We start from the raw sequence: 20,256 nt of genomic DNA on the forward strand, positions 1-20,256 counted from the left end.
CAAATTCATTCTTCTTCAAATCGGGAAAAACGGAATTTGAATCTCAAAAGCCCGCTCCACCATCCACAAAATTCCCAACAACGCCATCACTGCTGAAACCCACCGGATGATCCGGCGCTCAAGCGCACCGTTTCGCATGCGGATCCGCCGGAGCAACGGGAACACAAGGGAAACCACCAACAATTGCCCGATTTCAATCCCCGCATTAAACGAAAAGAGAGCGGTGAGAAAGTTGGTTTTGGGCAAGTGGATATCCGCCAGCGAACCGGCAAATCCCAAACCGTGAATCAATCCGAAGAAAAACGTCACGGTCAGTCGATGAGGGTATGTCCGGAAAAAGAAATTCTCCACTGCAACATAAACAATGGTCAGTGCAATCAGCACTTCCACCCACTTCGAGGGGGCTGCAATAATGTCCATGACGGCCAAAATCAACGTGATGGAATGGGCAACAGTGAAACAAGTAATCACCTTCAACAAGTTTTTCGCGTTTCCCGCGGCCACCAGAAGCCCCGCCAAAAAAGCCAGGTGATCAAACCCAAACCAGATGTGTGTCATTCCCATATAAACAAACTCTTTGGCCGTCAGCCAAACCGACAAATCCGTTTGTTTGGAGAAAGTCAGATGCCGGTTGTCATCATGAAAAACATAATGCCCTTCCTGATCCCCGTTTTCGATCTTGACCACGTTTTGGTGTTGGCCTTTGTTGAATTCAAAGAACATTTGATAAGACAGATCCACTTTGCCGACCGGTTCTGTGGAAATAAACGCTCCCTCCACCCGGTAGTGCCCCGGTTCCGGCCGGGTGATTTCTTTCAATGTGAATGGCATCGGACGGTTATTATTTTTTGCAACAAACCGTGTTTTTATATAGCTTTCGATTTGATTCTCCTGTTCTTCACGCACTTTATTTTCCTTCAGCACCAGTTGCTTCCCCGCCACCTGTTCCAACAGGGGCTCATTGATCAGCATCGAAACATGAATTTGATTGCCTTCGACCGATAGATCCGTAGACACCAGATGCAACGGATGGGCCTCTGCCGGCAACAAAGGCAAGAAAATGATCATCCACCATAAACATCCCATCCATCCCCAATAACGAATTTTCTCCATCCTCTCTCCTCCCACATCATTTCGTATAATTCCGGGCCATTTCCATCAAACTAACAACGTACCAAGAAACAGGAGGGATTAAATCATGAAACGCGTTGCAGTGGAAGCCGGATTATCTCCCGTCCGTGATTACTTGAGCCAAAGAGGTTTCCAAGTTGAGGAATATCAAGCGGAATCACTGCAAAATCAAGGTAATTATGCCGCAATTGTCATATCCGGACAAGATCAGAATTTAATGGGCATGCAAGACCAAGTGGAAAACTGTCCGGTCATCAGCGCAAGCGGCCTGACCCCGGAAGAAGTTTGCCGGCGGATTGAACAAATTGCCGGATCTTAAAGAAAAGACCAAGTCATCTGTTATGACTTGGTCTTTTTCTTCAGGTTCTCCACCATGGCCTCCATCCAACGGGAAACTCCCGGATCCGGCAAGTATGCCGACCTGAGGTATTCCACCTTCAATCCTTCCAAACGGGAGGGAATCAGTTGGTCAGTGAAGTACCCCTCGCTTAAAAACAAAGGCAAAACCAACACCCGGTATTTCTGACTCAAAGCATCAGCCCGTTTTTGCAATTCGTCCGATGAAAGGGAGGCAGAGGTGATACAGGCCAAAGGAAACTTTCGCCGCAGCTGCTTTACCAATCCGTTCATTCCGGCTTCCCACTTCTCTTTGAAACCGGGCAATTCATTTCCGTGTCCCACCAGCAAAACCGCCTCTTCCTCCGGTTTCCGGATAAGAGCTTGGATTCTTTTGGCCAACATTTCCGCAATGTACGGATGATCGTCCATCGCGGGACTCATCGCCACTTTGGCATGAACGTTCAACGGGGCGACATCGGATGCGGCCGGAAGCCGGCCGGTCAGCCCCAACATAAACCGGATTTCTTCAATATGTTTGCTGCCGGAAGATGCAAACAGGGGGATGGCAAAAATCCGGTTTACCCCCTGGGCTTCCAATGCATCAATCCCGTCTTGGATCTTCCGGCCTTCCACCAGTTCCAAAAATCCGACCGTAAGTGGATGTTCCGTTTTCACCTGCTTCACGGCATCATCAACCAACCGGACCCACCGGCTGCTTCTGGAACCATGGGCAATCACCAGCACCCCGATTTTTTCCGCCATCACACATCCCCTTATTTTGAATGGTCTGCCACTTTCTGCATGGATTTAAATGTCAAAAGAGCGAAAAAGAAGCTGATCATCCCGTTCATCAGGCCTTCCGCATAAAAAAAGACCTGAGCCACTCCGTTTAAAGCCAGCAAAAAAACCGTCACCCAATAAACGGGTTTGGGAAACGCCCGGGCCGTCCGCTCATAATAGGTCAACAAAAAATACAGCGCAAAAATCAAAAAAGTAACCGCTTCATAAGGGGCCGGCACAAAAAATAAAAAATAAACCCCCGCCCCCAACAGAAGCGCAATAATCACAAGATGAAAAAGCAGCACAACCAAGCCTCCTTCTGATTAGAAAGAAGCCCGCCGAAAGGCGAGCTTTTTAATTGGACGACTGAATCTGTTTTAAGATCAACTCATTCACCAATTTCGGATTGGCTTGGCCCCGGGTTGCTTTCATCACCTGACCAACCAGGAAGCCAAGCGCCCGGTCTTTTCCGTTTTTAAAGTCCTCAACGGATTGCGGGTTGGCGGCAATCACTTTTGCGACTTCCTCTTTCAGCTTCCCTTCGTCACTGATTTGGACCCATCCTTTTTCTTTCACGATGGTTCCGGGGTCTTTTCCGGTATCCAACATTTCTTTGAACACTTTTTTCGCGATTTTGCTGCTGATGGTTCCTTTTTGAATCAATAAGATCATTTCAGCTAAATGAGCCGGGGTCATCCGGATGGCTTCGATTTCGATGCCTTCCCGGTTCAGATATCCCAACAGTTCGGTGATGATCCAGTTGGAAGCCAGTTTCGGATCCGCTTTTTTCGCCACCGTCTCTTCATAAAAATCGGCAACGGCTTTGGAGCTGGTCAAAATGCCCGCATCATAATCACTGAGCCCGAACTCTTTTTGGTACCGTTCTTTCCGCTGATCCGGCAATTCGGGGATGCTTGCGCGGATTTCTTCTTTCCAAGCTTCGTCAATATGAAGCGTAACCAGATCCGGTTCGGGGAAATAGCGGTAATCATGCGCTTCCTCTTTGCTGCGCATGGTTTTCGTCCGGTTTTCCTGTTCCAGCCAGCGCAAGGTTTGTTGCACCACTTTTTCGCCGCGGTCCAGGATTTCCTGTTGCCGCTTTTGTTCATATTCCAGCGCTTTTTCCACGTTTTTGAACGAGTTTAAGTTTTTCATTTCCGTCTTGGTGCCGAATTCTTTTTGGCCGACCGGACGCAAACTGATATTGGCATCGCAACGCAACGAGCCTTCTTCCATCCGGACATCAGATACGCCCGTGTACTGGATGATCGTTTTTAATTTTTCCAAGTACGCCCGGGCTTCAGCCGGTGAACGGAGATCGGGTTCGGATACGATCTCAATCAGCGGCACTCCCACACGGTTGAAATCCACCAGCGATCCGTCGCCGTTTTCGCTGTGATTCAGCTTTCCGGCGTCTTCTTCCAGATGCAGACGCGTGATGCCGATGCGTTTCTTTTTCCCGTCCACTTCGATTTCAATCCATCCGTTTTGACCGATCGGTTGATCATATTGAGAGATTTGGTAAGCTTTCGGGCTGTCCGGATAAAAATAGTTTTTCCTGTCAAACTTGCTGTATTCAGCAATCTCGCAATTCAGGGCCATGGCGGCTTTCATCGCAAAATTCACCGCTTGCTTGTTCAATACCGGAAGCACGCCGGGATGCCCCAGGCAAACCGGACAGGTATTCGTGTTGGGGGGAGCTCCGAACTCAGTTGAACAACCGCAAAAGATTTTGGATTTCGTGGACAGTTCCACGTGAACTTCCAAGCCGATGACTGTTTCATATTTACTCATTCTGCGTTCCCTCCCACCATCGGAGCCGGCAATGACTCAGTTTGTTGTTCATAGGCATGAGCCACGCGCAATACCGTCGATTCGGCAAAAGGCTGGCCAATGATCTGCAAACCAACCGGCATGCCGTCCGCCAGACCGCACGGAACACTGATGGCCGGCAATCCTGCCAGGTTGACCGGAATGGTCAAAATATCATTCATATACATGGTCAGCGGATCGTCCGCTTGTTCCCCGATTTTAAAAGCCGTTGTCGGCGTGGTCGGTCCGACAATTACGTCAAATTGCTTGAATACGTTCTCGAAATCCTGACGGATCAATGTTCTCACTTTTTGCGCCTTTTTGTAATAAGCATCATAATAACCGGAGCTGAGTGCATAAGTTCCGAGCATGATCCGCCGTTTCACTTCGGGACCGAAGCCTTGGCTGCGCGACTCCAGATAAAGATCCAGCAAGTTTTTCCCGGTTTTGCGAACCCCGTACCGCACGCCGTCAAAGCGGGCCAGGTTGGAAGAAGCTTCTGCCGGGGCAATGATGTAGTAGGCCGCAACCGCGTATTCCATATGGGGAAGGGAAACCTCCTCCACATGTGCGCCCATTTTCTCCAGCTGGTCAATCGCTTTTTGAACCGTTTCACGGACGGAAGGATCAATGCCTTCTCCCATCATTTCTTTGGCCACAGCCACTTTCATGCCTTTGATCTCTCCGGTCAAAGCAGACAGATAGTCCGGCACTTCCACCGGGGCCGAAGTGGTGTCATGAGGATCGTGGCCGGAAATGGCTTGCAAGACATACGCGGCGTCTTCCACGTTTTTCGTCAACGGCCCGATTTGATCCAGTGAAGAGGCAAAAGCCACCAAACCGTAACGGGAAACACGCCCGTAGGTCGGCTTCATGCCAACCACGCCGCAATACGCCGCCGGTTGGCGGATCGATCCGCCGGTATCCGATCCGAGCGAGAAATAGACTTCACGGGCAGCAACCGCTGCGGCCGAACCTCCGCTGGATCCTCCGGGAACCCGGTCCAAATCCCACGGATTGCGGGTCAATTGCAAAGAGGAGTTTTCCGTGGAGGAACCCATCGCAAATTCGTCCATGTTCATTTTTCCCACTGTCACCGCTTCAGCCTGCTCCAATTTATCCATCACCGTTGCGTTATAAATCGGCTGGTAATTGGACAAAAGCCGGCTGGCACACGTTGTGGTCATGCCTTCGGTGCAAATGTTGTCCTTGATGCCTGCCGGTAAAGCGGCGAGCAGACCTTTTTCCGAAGTGTTTGCAAGCTTCTTGTCCAACTCTTCCGCACGCTTTCGGGCGCCTTCCGCGTCCACGTGAACGAAAGCTTGCACTTGTCCGTCGACTTCTTCAATGCGCCGCAGAGATTCATTCACCAGGTCTTTGACCGAAATTTCACGATCTGCCAAGCGTTTATGTATGCTCTTGATGGATTCATTAAACAGCGACATCGTTCTCCCCCTTACTCTTCAAAAACTGCCGGCACACGAAACATTCCGTCTTGATGTTCCGGTGCATTTTTCAATACTTTTTCCCGGTCCAGGGACGGACGCACTTCGTCTTCCCGCATCACATTGATCATTGGAATGACATGGCTGGTCGGTTCCACATGATCTGTGTCCAATTCGTTCAATTTATTGGCAAACTCCAAAATATCATTTAACTGGCTGGTAAACTGTTCCGCTTCCTCTTCACTTAATTTCAAACGGGCCAGTTCAGCCACTTTATAAACCTCTTCTTTGGAAATCGCCATCTCGTTCACCTCCGCTAAACAATCGCCTGCCTTATTATTCTTCCACTTTAACTTCTCACAGTATAGCATAAAACCGTAAATTACATTAGTTTTTCTTCAACTCCGTCCTTTTCAATACAGGTCCGTGGGAACAGAGACCTTATTTTTTGACTAAAATCGGAAATATTTTTGTCGAAATCATAAAAAATCTCCAGTATAATAATGATAAAATTCAATAAATATTTTGATGAATCCGATGAAGCAACACTATCCAACCGGTTCGGACAAATTCTCATCAGCAGGAGGGTTGAACGTGAAAAATCGACTATTGTCCATTCTCATCTGGGGAGGAATATCCGTACTAGGCGCCGCCGGGTTTGCCATTTTGGCCTTAAACCGCGGCGAATCGGTGAACTCATTTTGGCTGATTACCGCCGCCGTCTGCACCTATGCGGTTGCTTACCGTTTTTACAGCCGTTTTATCGCGCGGAAAATTTTCGAATTGGATGACAATCGGAAAACTCCGGCAGAAATTCATAATGACGGCAAAGATTATGTTCCCACCAACAAATGGGTGTTGTTCGGCCACCATTTTGCGGCCATTGCCGGCGCCGGTCCCCTTGTCGGTCCCATTTTGGCGGCACAAATGGGGTATTTGCCGGGAACGATCTGGATCATCGTCGGCGTGGTGCTTGGCGGGGCCGTGCAAGACTTTATCATTTTGTTCGGTTCCATGCGGCGAAACGGAAAGTCACTCGGTGACATGGCACGCGAAGAAATCGGGCCGGTCGGCGGATTCACGGCTGCCATCGCCATTTTGGGAATCATGATTATTTTGCTGGCGGTATTGGCATTGGTGGTTGTGCAAGCGCTCGCACACAGCCCGTGGGGAATGTTCACCATCGTGATGACGATCCCCATCGCCGTATTTATGGGCATCTACATGCGCTATCTGCGGCCGGGGAGAGTGCTGGAAGCTTCGATCATCGGGTTTGCCCTGTTGCTTTTGTCCATTTACGGGGGGCAATATGTATCCGCTCATCCGGCTTTGGCTTCATACTTCACGTTTGAAGGCACCACCATTGCTTGGATGATGATCATTTACGGTTTTGTCGCATCGGTTCTCCCGGTTTGGCTTTTGCTCGCCCCACGCGATTATTTAAGCACCTTTTTAAAAGTGGGGGTCATTTTTGGACTGGCCGTCGGCATTGTCATCGTCTTGCCGGACCTTAAAATGCCGGCCTTAACCCAATTCATTGACGGAACCGGTCCCGTGTTCTCCGGCGATTTGTTCCCGTTTGTCTTTATCACTATCGCTTGTGGTGCCATCTCCGGATTCCACGCTTTGGTTTCATCCGGCACCACTCCCAAAATGATCGCCCGGGAATCCCATGCCACCATGATTGGATACGGCGGAATGCTGACCGAATCTTTCGTCGCCATCATGGCACTGGTCGCGGCATGCATCCTGACTCCCGGTGTGTACTTTGCCATGAACAGTCCGGCTTCGGTGATCGGAAATGATGTCATCTCGGCAGCCCGGGCCGTGACGGAGATGGGATTTACCGTAACGCCGCAGGATTTGTCGCAATTGGCTGAATCGGTCGGGGAAAGCACCATTCTTTCCCGCACCGGCGGAGCTCCGACCCTTGCCGTCGGAATGTCCGTCATCTTTTCCGAAGTGCTCGGCGGACAATCGTTGATGGCATTCTGGTATCACTTTGCCATCTTGTTTGAAGCTGTATTCATTCTGACCACCATTGATGCCGGCACCCGGGTGGGCCGCTTCATTTTGCAAGACTTGATGGGAAGGGTTGTCACGAAACTGGGTGACACCAAGTTTTATCCGGCAAACATCTTGGCAAGCGCACTCGTTGTTGCCGGCTGGGGTTACTTTTTATACCAAGGCGTCATTGACCCGTTGGGCGGCATTAACACGTTATGGCCCCTGTTCGGGATCGCCAACCAAATGCTCGCGGTTGTTGCGCTGGTTGTCGGCACCACCATTTTGATCAAGATGGGAAAAGCCGCCTACTCCTGGGTGACGTTCATTCCGCTGGGATGGCTGACCATTGTCACCATGACAGCCGGATGGCAAAAGTTGTTCCATCCCGATCCGTCGGTCGGATTTATCGCGGCGGCCAACAAATATTCCGAAGCGATTGCCAACAACCAGTTGCTGGGTCCGGCGCAATCGATCGAAGAAATGAAGCGCATCGTTTTGAACAACCAGATTGATGCCGTCTTAACCTTCTTGTTCATTGCTTTTGTGATCGTGATTATTGTGGATGCGGCCCGCATCTGGTACAAGGTGCTGGTCAAACACGAACCCCTGTCGGCAAAAGAAGCGCCATATGTTCCGCATCAACCCAAAACCGTGAAGGGGTGAATTTGAATGGTGAAATGGATCAAAAAATCCTGCCGGGCCCTTGCCTATTATTTAAATGAAATGGCCGGTGTTCCCAATTACGACCGATATCTTGACCACCTTCAAAAACATCATCCGGACCAAACCCCGATGACAAGAGCCGAATTTTACCGCCAGGCCATCGATGAACGATACGGAAGCGGCGACATCCGCCGTTGTTGCTGAACGGAAACAGCAAAAACACCCACCTCCGGTTTTTAGAGGTTGGGTGTTTTTGTTTCGTCTTTCACGGTTTGGGTTTCCGCCTTCGGATTTCCGGTCTTGGCAATTTCTGCTTTGGGTGCATCCGGCTTGGCTTCTGCTCCTTGTCCCGAATCTTCTTCGCTTAATACCCCGCTGGTGGCCTTTTTAAATTCTCGAAGCGATTTCCCAAGGGCCCGTCCCAGTTCCGGCAGTTTCTTCGGACCAAACAAAATGAGTGCCACCACAAATATCAGCAGCCATTCCACACCATTGATGCTCACTTTGTTTCCTCCTTTATCAAGGGGCACTTCTAATCGTATCCATTATAACACCGATTCAAAACAAAGAAAAACCCAAACGACGCGTCCGGGCTTACCCTACATGCTGATCAATGATGTTTTTCAGCTGATTCTTCTTTTCTTTGGAACACAAGGCCAAAGCCTGTGTGATCTGTTCCTGCCAATTTTCTTCTTCCATCAGAACCTGATCCAGCCTCTCTTTTGAACGGTCGATACAGGAAAGTTCCTCTTTGATGATTCCCACCATTTGTTTCATTCCGTTGACGTGCGATTCGATCCGGTCGACTTTTTGCTCCACCTTGTTCAAATTCTTTTTTAAATCCGAGATATCCGTTTTGATCTGTTCAATGCTTGCAGACTGCATATCCATCCGTTCCATCATGGCATGCAACAAAGATTGCAATTCTTCCATCGCCGATCAGCTCCATCTCAGACTCTGCTTCTGTTTCTTCCATTATATAGAAATTTTTGTCAAAAATTTTCCTGTAATTTGTCGATATTTTGACAAAAATATCAAAATTGAGGTTTGCTTTGATTCCCGGCTTGTGCAAGCAAACCCGTTTTTGCTTAATCTTCCCTCCGGCGCCCTCAAAATCCTGCCACCATTGCGGGCATTTTTTTCATACTTTTTCCGGCTTCCTGCCAAAATAAAGCCAACAAGTGAAGGAGGCGAAAAAAATGCCCTTTTTGGATTGCGGCGGAACCCGGCTTTACTACGAATCGGAAGGAAACGGACCCGCCATCATTTTTATCCATCCTCCGCTGATCACCAGCCGCGTCTTCCACTATCAGATGGAAGATCTGAAACACCGTTATCAACTGATCCTTTTTGACGTTCGCGGACATGGATTCAGCGGCCCGTCCCGCCAGCCGGTGACTTATCCGTTGATCATCCAGGATCTTTGCTGCCTGATGGATCACTTGCAAATCGAAAAAGCTTATCTGGCCGGGTATTCCACAGGCGGAAGCGTGGCCTTAAACGCCTTGCATCGCCATCCCGAACGATTTTTGGGCGGCATTTTGATCAGTGCGCTTTCGGAAATATCCGATCCGGTCATCCAAGCGGAGTTGGAGCTGGCTGTGGCTTTGTGCAACCGCACCGGCTTTCCGCTTTTGTCACGGAGCTTTTGCCTGGCCAACGCCGGCAGCCTCAAAATGTATGCTTATCTCCATGCCGCGGCCCGCATGGGAAACCCGGAAAACATCAAGCAATACTTTCAATACAGCCGGACATTTAACGGTACCAGGCTCCTGCCAAGCATTCAGGCGCCCGTCTTGGTTTTCTCGGGAACCCGGAATGACCGGTTTCGCAAATATACGGAAGTTCTCACCAAAAACCTGCCCAATTCCACTCATTTTCCGCTGAACCACAAGCCGCACCACTTAACCACCCGGGCTGCACGGCAACTCAATCAAGCCATCCGCGCGCGGCTGGCGCTGTATGAAACCGATTGAATCCACCGCATGCATAGGCGTTTATGGCGGTGAAATAATAAGAAAAAACCGGAAAGGAGCTTGCGCGTTGAATCATACTTACCATCTGATCATCAAGTTTATCTATGTCACTTTTCTTCTTTACCTTACTATGGGATTGATTTACGACATTGATTATAAATCGATTCTGTTTGTCAGCATTGTTCTGGCATTGGCCGGATATCTGGGGGATTTCTTTTTGCTGCCGAAAATGGGAAATGTGTTCACCACCCTGTCGGATGCATTGTTAAGTTTTCTCATCGTTTGGTTCATCGGGACTTACTTTTTTGATATGGATATCGGCACCAAAAACTTTAAAATCAACCAAGTGCCTCTGTTTCAAATTTCCCTGACCGTCGGGATCGTCTATGCCGTCATCGAATGGTTTTACCATCGCTGGTTTTTTAAATTTCTCGGCAAAAAAGAGGTTTTTTAACCTTCCCTTTTCGGCCCCCTTTTCTTCTTCAAGCATGCAAAAGGGGGACTTGATTCCGGATCCAGCATTATAAATATAATTATAAATATTTTGATATCAACACTCTGAATGCCAAGGAATACTCAATTTCAAACGCCCGTTCACAGTGGAAGACGTTCCCTCGTTCATCCGCCTTTGCCCTGAAAAAGGCGACATCATTTGATTCCGGACGAAACCTCCATTGAAATGAAATAGACATCATGAAAGGAAATGTTCCAATAAAAAAAGGCTGTTGACGATTTTGCCAACAGCCTGAAAGCGTCGATTAAACCACATATTTTTCGGCATCGATGATCCGGGCGGCAATCCGGCGTTTCAATTCCACTTCGTTTACCGGTTGGATCCGGGTCAGCTTTTTCAATACCGAAAGTTGAGTGCGCAGGACATCGCCTTCTTCGATGGCTGCCAAAGCATGGCGGGCCAGCGCATCCACTTTTTGCATCGACTCATAGATGAAAGCCACGGTGTAATCGATTTTGGCTTGTTCGTTTTCTTCACCATTTTTAAGAATGGCTTTTTTCGTGCGCAACAAAGCACTCTCCATGGCAAAGGTCTCGATGGCGATATCTGCCAGGTCACGCAGCAATTCTTGTTCTTTTTGCATTTTCTCCCCGTATTTTTGCGTGGCCAGTCCGGCGACCATCAAGAAGATTTTCTTCGCATTTTCCACATAATGTTCTTCGGCCTCCAAAACCGGAGCATCTTCATCCGGGAAGTACGGCATCATGGTCAACAATTCTTCTTGCAGATTTTGTGCGGCTTGCAAGAAAGGCAATTCCCCTTTCAATGCTTTCCGCATCAAGGTGGCCGGGATGATCAGCCGGTTGATTTCGTTGGTTCCTTCAAAAATACGGTTAATCCGGGAATCGCGATACATGTTTTCAATCTCGTACTCATTCATGAAACCGTAACCGCCATGGATTTGTACCCCTTCATCCACCACATAATCGAGCACTTCGGAACCGAACACTTTCGACACAGAGCATTCGATCGCCAAATCCCCGATCGCATTGGCCACCACGGAACCTTCCGCGTTTTCCACTCCTTCCAGGTTGGCGTCAAACATTCCGGCAATCCGGTACGCCAAGCTTTCCGCAGCATACACTTTGGTCGCCATGTTGGCCAATTTTTCGCGAATGAGTCCGAATTTGGAAATCGGCACTTTAAATTGTTTCCGTTCATTGGCGTATTTTGCCGAGATCTCGATGGCCCGTTTGGAGGAACCCACGGTGCCGATGGCCAGTTTGTAACGGCCGATATTCAAAATGTTAAAGGCGATTTTGTGCCCTTTGCCCAGTTCTCCGAGCAAGTTTTCCACCGGGACCTTGGCGTCTTCCAGGATCAAGGTGCGGGTGGATGATCCTTTGATTCCCATTTTCTTTTCTTCCGGCCCGACAGAAACCCCGGGGAAATCACGTTCCACAATGAACGCCGTAAACTTGTCGCCATCCACTTTGGCGTAAACGATAAACACATCGGCAAAACCGGAGTTGGTAATCCATTGTTTCTCCCCGTTTAAGATGTAATATTTTCCGTCATCGCTCAATTTCGCCGTCGTTTTTGCCCCCAAGGCATCCGATCCGGAACTGGGTTCCGTCAGGGCATAAGCGGCAATTTTCCGTCCGGAAGCCAAATCCGGCAGATATTTTTTCTTTTGTTCATCATTTCCGAAAAAGACGATCGGAAGGGACCCGATCCCCACATGCGCCCCGTGGGACAAACCAAAAGAACGGGCAAGAGAGATTTTCTCCGTGATCAAACTGGAACTGACTTTGTCCAGACCCAACCCTTCATATTTCTCCGGCACGTCCGCACCAAGGAGCCCCAAACCTCCTGCTTCTTTCAACAAACGCACGGTATGTTCAAATTGGTGATTCTCAATTTCCGGCAAAACCGGCCATACTTTGTCTTTGACGAAGTCTTCGGTCGTTTTGGCGATCATTTTGTGTTCTTCTGTAAAATCTTCCGGCGTAAAAACCGTTTCCGGATCTCTTTGCTCCAGTAAATAAGCTCCGCCTTTTGCTTTTGTATCTGTCATTTTTCTTCCCTCCCGTTAATTTAAAACCTGATGAATTGGCTTCGGTCAGCTTACCCGTTCCACAATGCCCGCGGCTCCCATCCCGCCGCCGATACACATGGTGACAAGCCCGTAACGGAGATTGCGCCGCTCCAGTTCTCCCAAGATGGAAACGGTCAATTTCGCCCCGGAACATCCCAGGGGATGGCCCAGCGCAATGGCGCCTCCGTTGACATTCACCTTCTCCGGATCCAGTCCCAACTCCCGGATCACGGCCACCGATTGGGAAGCAAAGGCTTCATTCAGCTCAATCAAATCGATGTCCTCAAGACGAATGCCCGTTTTTTCAAGCAATTTGGGCACGGCTGCCACCGGACCGATTCCCATGACATCCGGATCCACCCCGCCCAGGGTGAATCCGCGGAAAATCGCCAGCGGTTTCACACCCAGTTCCTCGGCTTTTTCCCGGGACATGATCATCACAGCGGCCGCTCCGTCACTCGTTTGCGAAGAGTTCCCCGCGGTCACCGTTCCGTTCACGTGGAAAACCGGACGTAATTTTCCGAGCACTTCCAGATTGGTGTCGGGACGGACGCCTTCGTCGGTGTCAAAGATCCGCTCTTTGACTTGCAGTTTTCCATTTTCATCAAAGAAATGTTCCTTCACGGTCAAGGGAACGATTTCATCTTTAAATTTCCCCGCTTTGATGGCTGCCGCCGCCTTTTGGTGGCTGGCCAAGGCAAAACGGTCCTGATCTTCTCTGGTCACGTTGTACCGCTTCGCCACTTCTTCCGCCGTATGCCCCATGGACATGTAAGTTTCCGGCAGATGTTCCATCAGATAGGGGTTGGGCGCCGGTTTATATCCGCCCATCGGCACCATACTCATGCTTTCGACGCCACCGGCGATCATGATGTCGGCAAATCCGCACATAATTTTTTCCGCCGCAATGGCAATGGTTTGCAGGCCGGAAGAACAGAAACGATTCACGGTCATTCCCGGAACCTCCGTGGGAAGTCCCGCCCTCAAAGCGACGATTCTCGCAAGGTTCATCCCTTGCTCTCCCTCAGGAAACGCGCATCCCAAGATCACATCTTCCACTTCCTTGGGATCCACCTGAGGAACACGCCGCATCAAATCCGAAACAACAGCTGCGGCCATTTCATCCGGCCGGTAATTGCGCAAGCTCCCTTTTCCCGCTTTTCCCACTGCAGTACGGGCGCCGGCCACAATGACTGCTTCGCGCATATTTTCTCCCCCTTTTCAAATGTTAGTTGCGAAGAGGCTTCCCTTTAACCAACATGTGTTGCATTCTTTGTTGGGTTTTGGGTTCTCCGATCAGACTCAAAAAGGCTTCCCGTTCCAGATCCAACAGATATTGCTGATCCACCAGCGTTCCTTCCGGCACATTTCCACCGGACAGAACAAACGCCAATTTGCAAGCAATTTTGTAGTCATGCTCACTGATATATCCAGACTTCAAGAGCCCGTAAGCACCGAGTTTCAGCGTGTTGTATCCCGTTTCCCCGACCACCGGGATTTTACGCGGTTCCGGAGCTTTGTAACCGGCGTTGTAAAGTCCCAGGGCCACTTGTTTTGCATCGTAAATCAAGTGATCTTTGTTGACGGTGATGCCGTCATACGGACGGATGAATTTATATTTGCGGGCATCTTCGCCGCTGGTTGACACCTTGGCTTGGCCGATGGTCATAAAGATGTGATTGACCAGAGGTTGCAACGAAATCCGGTCTTTCGGATCCACGCCTTCGGTGAAACGGAGCAACATTTCGCTGTTGCCGCCACCACCCGGAATCAAACCGACACCGACTTCAACCAGCCCCATGTAGGTTTCTCCGGCGGCCTGAACCCGGTCACACGGCAAGCACACCTCAACGCCGCCGCCCAACGTCATGCCATAAGGTGCGGCAACGACCGGTTTCTCCAGGGTCCGCAAAGAGCCCATGGCTTGCTGGAACTGATGAACAATCAAATCGATTTCCGGCCAGTTGTAATCTTGTGCTTCCATCAAGAGCATCATCAGGTTGGCGCCGACACAGAAGTTGGGCGCTTCCGCACTGATGACCAGTCCCCGGTAATTCTTCCGCACTTCTTTGACCGATTTGTTGATCATGCTGATCACTTCCGGCCCCAGTGCTTGTTTGGGGGAATGGATTTCCAGACAAGCGATGTCATCGCCCAGATCAATCAGGGTGGCTCCCCGGTTTCCGAAAATTTTCTTCCCTTGTTCTTTCAGGCGGGCCAAGGAGATCGCTTTTGGATGCTCTTCCACTTCTTCATATTTGCCGCCGATCGAGAACACCCGGTTTTTTCCGCCTTCCGTTTGATAGAAAGCAGTTTTTCCGGACTGAAGCATCTCTTCCACCCATTGCGGGATGGTTTCTCCTTCTTCACGCATCCGGTTGACGGATTTTTCAAGCCCGATGGCATCCCACATTTCAAACGGGCCCAAATCCCAGTTGAATCCCCATTTCATCGCACGATCCACACTGGTGATGTCACCGGCGATTTCTTCCAGACGGGCGGCGGAATAAAGAAGCACTTTTTTCGTGATGGTCCAGGCCAATTTTCCGGCAACATCATCGGCATACACCAAGGCTTGCAATTTGCCCGGCAACCCTTTTGCCCGTTTGCTTGCTTCCAGTGAAGGGGCTTTCAGTTTTTGGCGCGGTTCATAAGTAAGCGTTTTCGGATTTAAGACCAAAATCTCTTTTCCTTTTTCCGTTTTCACCCGTTTATAGAATCCTTGGCCGCTCTTTTCACCGAGCCACCCGTTTTCCACCAATTTTTTCAGGAGGGGAGAAACTTCAAAAGCCGCTTTTTCCTCCGGATCATCCACATTTTCTCTCACATTGTCAGCCACATGGACAAACGTATCCAATCCCACCAGATCCAGGGTACGGAAGGTGGCGCTTTTGGGCCGCCCCATGGCACGTCCGGTGATCGCGTCCACTTCGGCCGGTCCGAGATCCATTTCCTCCATCGCCTCTAACGTGACTTGAAGCCCGTAAGTTCCGATGCGGTTCGCAATAAAGTTGGGGGTATCCTTGCATATGACCACCCCTTTGCCCAGAACCTCCTCGGCAAAGGACTTCATGTCTTCCACAATGGCCGGATCGGTCTTTTCATTGGGGATAATCTCCAGCAACTTCATATAGCGCGGGGGGTTAAAAAAGTGTGTTCCCAAGAAATGCTTCCGGAACTCTTCGGAACGACCCTCCACCATTTTGTTGATGGAAATGCCCGAAGTGTTGGAACTGACCACAATGCCCGGTTTCCAGACTTTTTCCAGGCGCTTGAACAAATCTTGTTTAATTTCCAAATTTTCCACGACGACTTCGATCACCCAGTCCACCTCGGACAAGCGGTCAAAATCGTCCTCCATGTTTCCGATTTCTATCCGTTCAGCCGCTTCCTTCGTATAAAGCGGAGATGGCTTTTCCTTGAACAAACGGTCTTTCCCGGCTTGAGCCAAACGGTTACGAACCGCCCGGTCTTCCAGCGTCAGCCCTTTCTGCTTTTCCTTTTCCGTCAAATCCCGCGGCACAATGTCCAATAATAAAGTTGGAATTCCTACATTCGCAAGATGCCCGGCGATCGATGCCCCCATGACACCTGCGCCCAACACTGCTGCTTTTTGAATGCGTCGCAAGAGTTCTCCTCCTCTCTTCTTTTGAAAAACCCCATCTGAATGAACAGTCATTCACTTGAGGGATAGAAAAAAACCTATCCCTAAGGATCGGCTTTGACTACAAGAGGATTGACACTAATTCATAACTTAACAAATTTTATTTTGTTTATAATTAATTTCAATAATATTATTTCTCTGTTTTTTATTTTCGTCAAGGGTTTTTATCGACTTTTTAATTCCTTCTGACAAAATTATTTTTTCAAAACGATCCGGTTCCTTTTGATTCGTCACATTTTTCGATCAATAATAACCCAAATGATAATTCCCGCTCCCAATGCGACAACCGAAAAGATGACAAAGGGTGTGAAGGAAAACGGATTGGAGCTGCTTTGCGAAGGTTTCGGACCAGAGTCTGCCACGCCGGCGTCGTCTTCGGAATTCGTTGAAGCATTTTCGGGAGAGACTTGAAACGAATCAGCATCTCTTAATATCCGCCGGTCGCCGTTGATCGTCCCGTCAAAGGTGAGCTGTGCCTGATAAGTGCCGGGAGGAAGCGCTTCAAACCGCCGGGTTGCGGTTTCCCCGTTCTGCCAGAGCCAAACGGAGGCTTTTTCTTGTCCTTGTTGATCAAAAACTTGAAAATGCCATTTTCCTGCCGCTTGACCCCCGTATAAAATTTCCCCGGAAGCGCGGATACCCTCGTGGGAAGGTGTCACTTGCAACCGGATGCCTTCCCGGGTAAACGTGCAATCTTCTTCCAATATATACGGCTTGCGGTTGATAATCCCGTCAAACTTAAGACGTGCCGTGGTTTTCCCGGCATCATTCCCGATCTTTAAAAATGAGACATCACCATCGCCAATCTCGCGGAACGATTGGTTGTGTTCACGGTCAAAATAATACCAGCTTCCTTCCACTTGATCGCCGGAACCGACCGTGAGCCGCGCATACACATAATACCGCTCACTTTGTTCATCAAAACCGACACTGCATCGGATCGAATAGGCATCCTGAGCCCGGCCGTGAGAAAAAGGAAGCGCCGCCACAACCAGCCATAAAGCAAAAAAGATGATCCACCCCTTTCTCATCCCTTCCCTCCCTTCCAAAGAAAACCCAGATTTCATGAAATTTTCCATTCATGGTTACATTCATTATAACATATATTTCTGAATAATTTTAAAATATACTTTAATTAATGGTTTGATTTTCTATTATTTTAAATATCCCTTTAGAAAAGCAAAAAGTTGCCCGGTGCATCCCCGACGGATGCCTGAGCAACGTTCCGACTCGCTTTATAAATGGTTGCTTGCCCGCATCACACGCGGTCTCAATGCGGGGGTCTGGGGAATATACTCTTTCACCAAAGCGGCGGCATAAAAGAGACACCACAAATAGTTGATGAAAAGGAAAGTCCCCGCTTTCAACCACACATTCGGAAGATCCAACAGGTCAAACGCCAACACATAAGCCGGCAGAATCGACCACAAAGCCCGGTCTCCCAGTGATTCAGCCATTTCCCAATAATACACTTCTTCCACTTTAAAGAGTTTGTCACGGAAGTACATTTTCAAGACGGGCCGGACACTGGAATAATAGAAAAAACCCGGGATTCCCAACAACGCCCGGTTGATGCTGATAAACAAATACGACAAGATCAGCAAACAGATATATATCATCGGTTTGCTCCTCCCCCCACAAAGACCTGGATGATTTTCTGTTTTATTTCGTAAAACTTTGTCATAAAAAAGTTTTATATATATATTTATATCTTTTTATAATTCTTTCCTCCCGGGAAAATTTAAAAATTCCATGTCTTTGTTAACCAGTAATTTTAATTAAAACTAAAATTAAACAAAATTTGATTTTACAGGTTGAATCTGTGTTTCCAAGAAGTTTATTTTATGTAAATAAATATCCCTCGTCCATCAGGATCGAGGGGATTATTATTTCCAAAATTATCCGGTAATTAATCCGGAAGAATTTTTGATGATGAAATTGCGAATGGTTTCCGCTGCTGCCTCTTCGGAGGAAAGTTCTTCCGCACGGAATTCAAAAGCTCCCTTTTTTTCATCCAGATCCAGCTCATCTGCCAGCATGCCGATCAGCCCTTTGGTTTTTTTATCCAATTCAAAAAATCCCCGAACGCTGTTGACCGCCTGTTTCGGTTTAAACTGAAACACGATTTCATCAAATTTGCCGCGCATCCAATCCGTGGCATGAAACTGGATGATTTGCACGCCCCCGTTCCGTTGGCCGGTATAACTTTCCCCATAGTGAACAAAGCCCAGCTTTGCAAATCCGCCCAAGAAGTTTTTGAGAAGGCCCGATGGCCGGACATCGACAACGTCCCGGTCCTTGGCATCAATGCCGCTTATGATTTCCAAATTGGATTGGAAATAATAACGGGTATTGACGGATGAAACCGGCAGCAGCTCAGGGCATTTAAAAAAGAAGTCAAATTCTCTTTTTTCCCCGGGATGAACCGTAAATTCTTCCTGAATCACCGGAATGGTTGCAATGGTTTCATTGACATACTTGATTTCATCGTCCTTTTTATAAGAAGACGCCAGCTTGAAGTGGACTTCCAGCTCTTCGATTTGCTGTTCGACTTCGCCTCCCTCCACATACACCTTTCCAGTAACCTCTTCACCCATGGTGACCACATCGGAATCCAAAACCAAATCGATTTTGGCCGCTCCCACTCCCAAAGAGGCAAGAATTTTCTTAAACAAATCCGTTCCATCCTTTCGTTATTATGTAATTCACTCCCATCTTACCATACATTTCTCACGGCGAGCGGGTCAATCGATTCTTTCTTGATTTTCGTTATTCTGCTTCCTCCACCTCAAACCCCATATCCCTTATCATCTGATGATCCAACAGGGCTGACTGGCCTTCGGTCGTCAAATAATCCCCGACAAAAATGGAATTGGCGGGATAGAGGGACAATGCTTGCAAATGGCGCAGGTTGACTTCTCTTCCTCCCGAAACCCGGATTTCCTTTTGTGGACAAATGAAACGAAACAACGCAAGCACTTTTAAGCAATAACGCGGATTTAATTCATTCATCCCTTCCAAAGGGGTCCCGGGGATGGGATTCAAAAAGTTCACCGGGATGGAATCGACATCCAGTTCACGCACGGCCAACGCCATTTCCACGACTTGTTCCTTGGTTTCCCCCATGCCGACAATATAGCCGGAACAAGGGGAGATGCCCCCTTTTTTCACCAACTGCAGCGTTTCCACCCGGTCTTGATATGTATGGGTGGTGGTGATGTTTTCATAGTGTTTCTCTCCGGTATTCAGGTTGTGGTTGTAACGGTCCACGCCGGCTTCTTTTAACCGTTTGACTTGGTCTTCGTTCAAAATTCCCAAACAAGCACAAATTTTAAGCGGATATTTTTCTTTGATTTCCCGGACCGCCTGGACCACTTCATCCAGTTCACGCCGGGTCGGTCCGCGCCCGCTTGCCACAATGCAATAGGTTCCGGCTTTTCTTTCCATGGCTTCTTTGGCCCCGTCGACCAAATCTTCTTTTTTCAATAAACTGTATCGCTCAACCGGAGCCTGGGAAACAATCGATTGCGAACAGTAACCGCAATCTTCCGGACAAAGCCCGCTTTTGGCATTGATGATCATATTTAATTTGACTTTTTTCCCGAAATAATGGCACCGGACACGAAAGCTGGCTTGCAGCAAAGGCAATAATTCATCATCCGGTGCATTTAACACCGAAAGACCTTCTTCCATGCTCAATGTTTCTCCCTGAAGTGCCTTATCCGCCAACTTTTCCCACTTGAACAAGCTGCTGAAAGAATGAAGTGTCATCGCAACCTCCTGCTCCTTAAAAATTCATGAACCCATTTTTCCGGACCGGTCGGATCAACCGGTGTCCGGACGATTCTTTCTTTTTGATTGTAAACCATATTAAATTACAAAGTTTA

Annotated in this window: 20 protein-coding genes; 5 read left to right on the forward strand and 15 right to left on the reverse strand. The window is 48.7% G+C overall.

What is annotated here, in order from left to right; all coding sequences use genetic code 11:
* Positions 1–15: 15 nt before the first annotated feature.
* Positions 16–1,113: a HupE/UreJ family protein gene (locus I8U21_RS10790; protein WP_181731498.1), complete on the reverse strand. Its 1,098-nt coding sequence runs from the start codon at positions 1,111–1,113 to the stop codon at positions 16–18.
* Between the two features lie 85 nt (positions 1,114–1,198).
* Between I8U21_RS10790 and I8U21_RS10795 the strand changes: the two genes are divergently transcribed.
* Entirely contained in the window at positions 1,199–1,450 is a 252-nt protein-coding gene (locus I8U21_RS10795; protein ID WP_037993084.1) for a YkuS family protein, read from the forward strand.
* Between the two features lie 20 nt (positions 1,451–1,470).
* Here the strand turns inward: I8U21_RS10795 and I8U21_RS10800 are convergent, their stop codons facing one another.
* Genes I8U21_RS10800 through gatC form a run of 5 tightly spaced genes read right to left on the reverse strand, consistent with a single transcriptional unit; the run spans position 1,471 to position 5,809 of the window.
* The gene (locus I8U21_RS10800) at positions 1,471–2,232 is read right to left on the reverse strand and encodes a sirohydrochlorin chelatase (RefSeq protein WP_181731497.1); all 762 of its coding nucleotides are present in this window, start codon (positions 2,230–2,232) and stop codon (positions 1,471–1,473) included.
* Positions 2,233–2,243: 11 nt separating this feature from the next.
* Positions 2,244–2,555, reverse strand: a complete 312-nt coding sequence (locus tag I8U21_RS10805) for a hypothetical protein (protein ID WP_181731496.1) — start codon at positions 2,553–2,555, stop codon at positions 2,244–2,246.
* A 49-nt stretch (positions 2,556–2,604) separates the two neighbouring features.
* Positions 2,605–4,044, reverse strand: a complete 1,440-nt coding sequence (gatB, locus tag I8U21_RS10810) for an Asp-tRNA(Asn)/Glu-tRNA(Gln) amidotransferase subunit GatB (protein WP_181731495.1) — start codon at positions 4,042–4,044, stop codon at positions 2,605–2,607.
* A complete protein-coding gene (gene gatA / locus I8U21_RS10815) occupies positions 4,041–5,507 on the reverse strand; it encodes an Asp-tRNA(Asn)/Glu-tRNA(Gln) amidotransferase subunit GatA (protein ID WP_198053904.1) in 1,467 nt (488 codons plus the stop codon). Before gatA ends, gatB begins: the two co-directional genes overlap by 4 nt.
* 11 nt (positions 5,508–5,518) lie before the next feature.
* On the reverse strand, positions 5,519–5,809 hold the full coding sequence (gene gatC / locus I8U21_RS10820; protein ID WP_181731493.1) for an Asp-tRNA(Asn)/Glu-tRNA(Gln) amidotransferase subunit GatC: 291 nt from the start codon (positions 5,807–5,809) through the stop codon (positions 5,519–5,521).
* A 235-nt stretch (positions 5,810–6,044) separates the two neighbouring features.
* Here gatC and I8U21_RS10825 point away from each other — a divergent pair, with 235 nt between their 5' ends.
* Positions 6,045–8,177, forward strand: a complete 2,133-nt coding sequence (locus I8U21_RS10825; protein ID WP_181731492.1) for a carbon starvation CstA family protein — start codon at positions 6,045–6,047, stop codon at positions 8,175–8,177.
* Positions 8,178–8,183: 6 nt separating this feature from the next.
* Complete coding sequence (locus tag I8U21_RS10830; RefSeq protein ID WP_181731491.1) at positions 8,184–8,381, forward strand: YbdD/YjiX family protein; 198 nt, start codon at positions 8,184–8,186, stop codon at positions 8,379–8,381.
* 32 nt (positions 8,382–8,413) lie between these two features.
* On the opposite strand, the gene I8U21_RS10835 is transcribed toward I8U21_RS10830, so the two are convergent.
* Complete coding sequence (locus tag I8U21_RS10835; protein ID WP_181731490.1) at positions 8,414–8,680, reverse strand: twin-arginine translocase TatA/TatE family subunit; 267 nt, start codon at positions 8,678–8,680, stop codon at positions 8,414–8,416.
* A 91-nt stretch (positions 8,681–8,771) separates the two neighbouring features.
* Positions 8,772–9,110 carry a hypothetical protein gene (locus I8U21_RS10840; RefSeq protein WP_181731489.1) on the reverse strand — a complete coding sequence of 113 codons (339 nt, stop codon included), beginning with the start codon at positions 9,108–9,110 and terminating at the stop codon, positions 8,772–8,774.
* Positions 9,111–9,376: 266 nt separating this feature from the next.
* Here I8U21_RS10840 and I8U21_RS10845 point away from each other — a divergent pair, with 266 nt between their 5' ends.
* A complete protein-coding gene (locus tag I8U21_RS10845; protein ID WP_198053905.1) occupies positions 9,377–10,153 on the forward strand; it encodes an alpha/beta fold hydrolase in 777 nt (258 codons plus the stop codon).
* A gap of 67 nt (positions 10,154–10,220) precedes the next feature.
* Positions 10,221–10,607: a DUF2512 family protein gene (locus tag I8U21_RS10850; RefSeq protein WP_181731487.1), complete on the forward strand. Its 387-nt coding sequence runs from the start codon at positions 10,221–10,223 to the stop codon at positions 10,605–10,607.
* A gap of 304 nt (positions 10,608–10,911) precedes the next feature.
* On the opposite strand, the gene I8U21_RS10855 is transcribed toward I8U21_RS10850, so the two are convergent.
* The 7 genes from I8U21_RS10855 to bioB form a co-directional block, all read right to left on the reverse strand.
* Positions 10,912–12,684, reverse strand: a complete 1,773-nt coding sequence (locus I8U21_RS10855) for an acyl-CoA dehydrogenase family protein (RefSeq protein WP_181731486.1) — start codon at positions 12,682–12,684, stop codon at positions 10,912–10,914.
* 45 nt (positions 12,685–12,729) lie between these two features.
* On the reverse strand, positions 12,730–13,911 hold the full coding sequence (locus I8U21_RS10860; protein WP_181731485.1) for an acetyl-CoA C-acyltransferase: 1,182 nt from the start codon (positions 13,909–13,911) through the stop codon (positions 12,730–12,732).
* A gap of 22 nt (positions 13,912–13,933) precedes the next feature.
* Complete coding sequence (locus I8U21_RS10865) at positions 13,934–16,384, reverse strand: 3-hydroxyacyl-CoA dehydrogenase NAD-binding domain-containing protein (RefSeq protein WP_198053906.1); 2,451 nt, start codon at positions 16,382–16,384, stop codon at positions 13,934–13,936.
* A 215-nt stretch (positions 16,385–16,599) separates the two neighbouring features.
* Positions 16,600–17,400: a hypothetical protein gene (locus tag I8U21_RS10870; RefSeq protein ID WP_181731483.1), complete on the reverse strand. Its 801-nt coding sequence runs from the start codon at positions 17,398–17,400 to the stop codon at positions 16,600–16,602.
* Positions 17,401–17,604: 204 nt separating this feature from the next.
* Positions 17,605–17,988: a hypothetical protein gene (locus I8U21_RS10875; RefSeq protein WP_037993108.1), complete on the reverse strand. Its 384-nt coding sequence runs from the start codon at positions 17,986–17,988 to the stop codon at positions 17,605–17,607.
* A 279-nt stretch (positions 17,989–18,267) separates the two neighbouring features.
* A complete protein-coding gene (locus I8U21_RS10880) occupies positions 18,268–19,044 on the reverse strand; it encodes a sporulation protein (protein WP_181731481.1) in 777 nt (258 codons plus the stop codon).
* Between the two features lie 94 nt (positions 19,045–19,138).
* Positions 19,139–20,140: a biotin synthase BioB gene (bioB, locus tag I8U21_RS10885; RefSeq protein WP_181731480.1), complete on the reverse strand. Its 1,002-nt coding sequence runs from the start codon at positions 20,138–20,140 to the stop codon at positions 19,139–19,141.
* Positions 20,141–20,256: the final 116 nt, after the last annotated feature.

Origin of the sequence: Thermoactinomyces sp. CICC 23799, assembly GCF_016055145.1 — a bacterium.
GTDB lineage: Bacteria > Bacillota > Bacilli > Thermoactinomycetales > Thermoactinomycetaceae > Thermoactinomyces > Thermoactinomyces intermedius.

Coding starts and splice junctions, on each gene's coding strand:
- I8U21_RS10840 (WP_181731489.1), bottom strand. CDS start 9,110: ATGGAAGAATTGCAATCTTTGTTGCATGCCATGATGGAACGGATGGAT.
- bioB (WP_181731480.1), bottom strand. CDS start 20,140: ATGACACTTCATTCTTTCAGCAGCTTGTTCAAGTGGGAAAAGTTGGCG.
- I8U21_RS10875 (WP_037993108.1), bottom strand. CDS start 17,988: ATGATATATATCTGTTTGCTGATCTTGTCGTATTTGTTTATCAGCATC.
- I8U21_RS10830 (WP_181731491.1), top strand. CDS start 8,184: ATGGTGAAATGGATCAAAAAATCCTGCCGGGCCCTTGCCTATTATTTA.
- gatC (WP_181731493.1), bottom strand. CDS start 5,809: ATGGCGATTTCCAAAGAAGAGGTTTATAAAGTGGCTGAACTGGCCCGT.
- I8U21_RS10795 (WP_037993084.1), top strand. CDS start 1,199: ATGAAACGCGTTGCAGTGGAAGCCGGATTATCTCCCGTCCGTGATTAC.
- I8U21_RS10800 (WP_181731497.1), bottom strand. CDS start 2,232: ATGGCGGAAAAAATCGGGGTGCTGGTGATTGCCCATGGTTCCAGAAGC.
- gatA (WP_198053904.1), bottom strand. CDS start 5,507: ATGTCGCTGTTTAATGAATCCATCAAGAGCATACATAAACGCTTGGCA.
- I8U21_RS10790 (WP_181731498.1), bottom strand. CDS start 1,113: ATGGAGAAAATTCGTTATTGGGGATGGATGGGATGTTTATGGTGGATG.
- gatB (WP_181731495.1), bottom strand. CDS start 4,044: ATGAGTAAATATGAAACAGTCATCGGCTTGGAAGTTCACGTGGAACTG.
- I8U21_RS10855 (WP_181731486.1), bottom strand. CDS start 12,684: ATGACAGATACAAAAGCAAAAGGCGGAGCTTATTTACTGGAGCAAAGA.
- I8U21_RS10845 (WP_198053905.1), top strand. CDS start 9,377: ATGCCCTTTTTGGATTGCGGCGGAACCCGGCTTTACTACGAATCGGAA.
- I8U21_RS10870 (WP_181731483.1), bottom strand. CDS start 17,400: ATGAGAAAGGGGTGGATCATCTTTTTTGCTTTATGGCTGGTTGTGGCG.
- I8U21_RS10825 (WP_181731492.1), top strand. CDS start 6,045: ATGAAGCAACACTATCCAACCGGTTCGGACAAATTCTCATCAGCAGGA.
- I8U21_RS10860 (WP_181731485.1), bottom strand. CDS start 13,911: ATGCGCGAAGCAGTCATTGTGGCCGGCGCCCGTACTGCAGTGGGAAAA.
- I8U21_RS10865 (WP_198053906.1), bottom strand. CDS start 16,384: ATGACTGTTCATTCAGATGGGGTTTTTCAAAAGAAGAGAGGAGGAGAA.